The sequence below is a fragment of the Bradyrhizobium sp. genome, from assembly GCF_016462955.1.
Classification (GTDB): domain Bacteria; phylum Pseudomonadota; class Alphaproteobacteria; order Rhizobiales; family Xanthobacteraceae; genus Bradyrhizobium.
In genome coordinates this window covers 1-2,717 of record NZ_JAEMSD010000715.1, presented here as the reverse complement: position 1 = coordinate 2,717, position 2,717 = coordinate 1, and the positions used below count along the sequence as shown (strand labels likewise).

Annotated in this window: 3 protein-coding genes and 1 pseudogene; 1 reads left to right on the top strand and 3 read right to left on the bottom strand. The window is 65.6% G+C overall.

The window, feature by feature from the left end:
• The 3 genes from JHD07_RS37310 to JHD07_RS37300 form a co-directional block, all read right to left on the bottom strand.
• Nucleotides 1-497: GntR family transcriptional regulator (locus JHD07_RS37310; protein ID WP_291631287.1), on the bottom strand; the 497-nt coding region annotated here is incomplete at its 3' end.
• Nucleotides 498-680: 183 nt separating this feature from the next.
• Nucleotides 681-1,493, bottom strand: coding sequence for an alpha/beta hydrolase (locus tag JHD07_RS37305; RefSeq protein ID WP_291631285.1), 813 nt, complete (start codon nucleotides 1,491-1,493; stop codon nucleotides 681-683).
• A gap of 2 nt (nucleotides 1,494-1,495) precedes the next feature.
• Entirely contained in the window at nucleotides 1,496-2,314 is an 819-nt protein-coding gene (locus tag JHD07_RS37300; protein ID WP_291631283.1) for an alpha/beta hydrolase, read from the bottom strand.
• 133 nt (nucleotides 2,315-2,447) lie between these two features.
• On the opposite strand from JHD07_RS37300, the pseudogene JHD07_RS37295 reads away from it, so the two are divergent.
• A pseudogene (locus JHD07_RS37295) lies at nucleotides 2,448-2,717 on the top strand (cysteine methyltransferase); the annotation flags it as partial.

The window sequence follows — 2,717 nt, the reverse complement described above, 5'->3', positions numbered from 1 at the left end:
CCATAGCGCCGCATATGCGGCCATTGCGGCGCTATGGTCTCCTCGATCGCGGGATTGCCGGCGAGTTGATAGATCGCGCGGTGAAAATCGACATCGAGCGTGATGAGCTCGGATAGCGTCGTGTTGCGGTCACTCCGGCGCCCGGCGGCGAGCGCTGCCTCCAGTCGCGCGCGTCCCGCTGCGTCGCTGGCCGCGCGCTGAGCGGCAAGCCCGGCCGCCAGCGCATCGATGGCGCCACGCACCTCGTAGAGCTGGCGGATGCGCGCGGGATCGAGCTGGGTCACCTCGAAGCCGCGTTTGCCGCTCTCGGCGACGAGGCCCTGCCGATGCAGCAGATGCAGCGCGTGCGACACCGGCTGGCGCGATACCCCGAGCTTGTCGGCCAGCTCGTTCTGCCGGATGCGCTGGCCGGGCGGAAGCGTGCGATCGGAAATCGCTTCCAGGATCCGCGCATAGACCTGGTCGATCAGGTTCGGAAGCGGGTCGAGAGGGATCACGCCGGACAGCTCCGCAGGGTATGAAGGAATACGGAATTCCGTATTCGAGCCTAAGGCAGGACGTTAAAGCCGTCAAATGGTATCATAGAACCTCTGCTTGATCCCAAACCGCCAAGCTATTGATTTTGCTGGCGCTCTCTACTGTGCATGGGGTTGTTTTCGAGAAATGAAAGTCGTGAGGACCTACTCGGTCAGGAACCTGCTCACGGCCTCACCGAACTCCAGCGGGGCCTGCTCGAACATCCAGTGACCGGCATTCGGAATCTCGGCCGTACTCGCCCCCGCAATGTGCGCGGCCAGCACGCGCCACATCACCGACAGGCTGCCGGTGGTGGCGCCCCCGCCGATCAGCAGCGTCGGCGTCCTGATCGCCTGCGCATCGGCGAGCGTGTAGGGCCGGCGTTGTTCGTTGATTTGGCCCAGCAAGGTGAGCGCGTTGTCGCGCAGCTGCTGCTTGGCGGCCGCCGGCAAACGCCGCCAGGCGCCGTCGCCCTCGATGCCCTCGTAGAAATTCTGCAGCGCGCCCTCGATGTCGCCGGCGCGGATCATCTCGACCGAGCGCACGGTGCGCGCAGCGAGCGACGGGTGTGCGGGCGTCCCTTCGGGCAACGGCAGGCTGGCGTTGAGGTCGCCGCCGGGCTCGGCCAGCACCAGCTTGCGCAGCAGATCGGGCCGCGCCTGCGCGACGCGGAACGCGACGTGTCCACCGCGCGAATGGCACATGAGATCGACCGGTCCGGGCCGAACCTGTTCGAGAAAGACGATCACGTCAGAGACGTGCTGCGCCATCTTGTAGTCGTCGTCCACGGCATCCCAATGCTCGGGAAAGAAATGCCGCAGGCTGACCGAGATGACGCGATGGGCCTTCGAGAGCGGGCCGAGCACCGGATACCAGGTTCGGAAATCTCCCAGCGTGCCGTGCACGCAGACCAGCGGATGGCCTTCTCCGACTTCGAGATAGGCCATGTCGTAACCGTTGACGCGGAAGCACTGCATGGTCAGCTCGCCAGGAAATCCAGCACCACTTCGGAATATTTCTGCGGCGCCTGCTCGAACATCGGATGCGTCGCGTTCGGGATGACTGCCGTCTTCGAATAAGGCACATGCGCGGCCAGCGCATGCAGCACCTTCGGCAGCAGCCCCTTGGTCCGCGCCCCCAGGATGAACAGCGTCGGCATCCTGATCGCCTCCGCATCCGCCTTCGAGAAGGGCGGCCGGCTGTCGCGAACCTGGCCGATCAGCGTCATCGCGTTGTCGCGCAGATTCTGCTTCACCATCGCCGGAAGTCGCGGCCAGGTGCCGGCGCCCTCCAGCGTGTCGACGAAGACGGCAAGGCCGCCGTCGACATCGCCGGCCGCGATCTTCTCTGCCGAGGCCGTAAAGCGCGCCAGCAGCGGCGAGGGGCCGCCGACGTAATCAGGATCGAGGCTCGCATCGAGCTCGCCGCCCGGCTCGGCCAGGACCAGCCGTCGCAGCAGGTCGGGGCGCTGCTGAGCCACGCGGAAGCAGATGTGCCCGCCCCGGGAATGGCCCATCAGATCGACCGGTCCGACGTCGAGCTTGTCGAGGAAGGCGATGACGTCCTCGACATGCTGCGCGATCGAATAGGTGTCACCGACGCCGTCCCAGCGCTCCGGGAAGAAGTGCCGCAGGCTGACGGCGATCACCCGGTGTCGCTGCGTCAACGGCCCCAGCACGCAGCCCCAGACGCGGAAGTCGTTGAGCGAGCCGTGCACGCAGACCAGCGGCGGGCGGCCTCTGTCTTCGCCCACGTCGAGATAGGACATGTCGTAACCGTTGACGTGGACGCTCTGCATTCCCTGGCTCACGAAGATTGGAAGTCCTGTGCAAGATTCCCGGAAACCGGGTGGATCGCAACTATTTCCAAGCCTAGATTTGCCGCGAGATGAAAGTGGGGCCTGCACGAGATGCAAGCCGGGAACCAAAGTCATGACCGACCAGCATTTTGCCCTGTTCGACACCCGCATCGGCCTCTGCGCCATCGCCTGGGGTCCGCGCGGCATCACCGGCACGCAATTGCCGATGGGCGGAGACCAGAAGATCCGCACCCGCATCAGCCAGCGTCATCCCGAAGCGAGCGAGGCCGAGCCGACCGCCGAGGTGCAACGGGCGGTCGACCGCATGACGAGACTGCTCGCCGGCGAGCGCGATGACCTGACCGATATCGCGCTCGATCTCGACGGCGTTCCCGAGTTCAAC

Bases quoted from the DNA above. Each gene is read 5' to 3' on its own strand.
- JHD07_RS37300 (WP_291631283.1), bottom strand. From the start codon at position 2,314: ATGCAGAGCGTCCACGTCAACGGTTACGACATGTCCTATCTCGACGTG.
- JHD07_RS37305 (WP_291631285.1), bottom strand. From the start codon at position 1,493: ATGCAGTGCTTCCGCGTCAACGGTTACGACATGGCCTATCTCGAAGTC.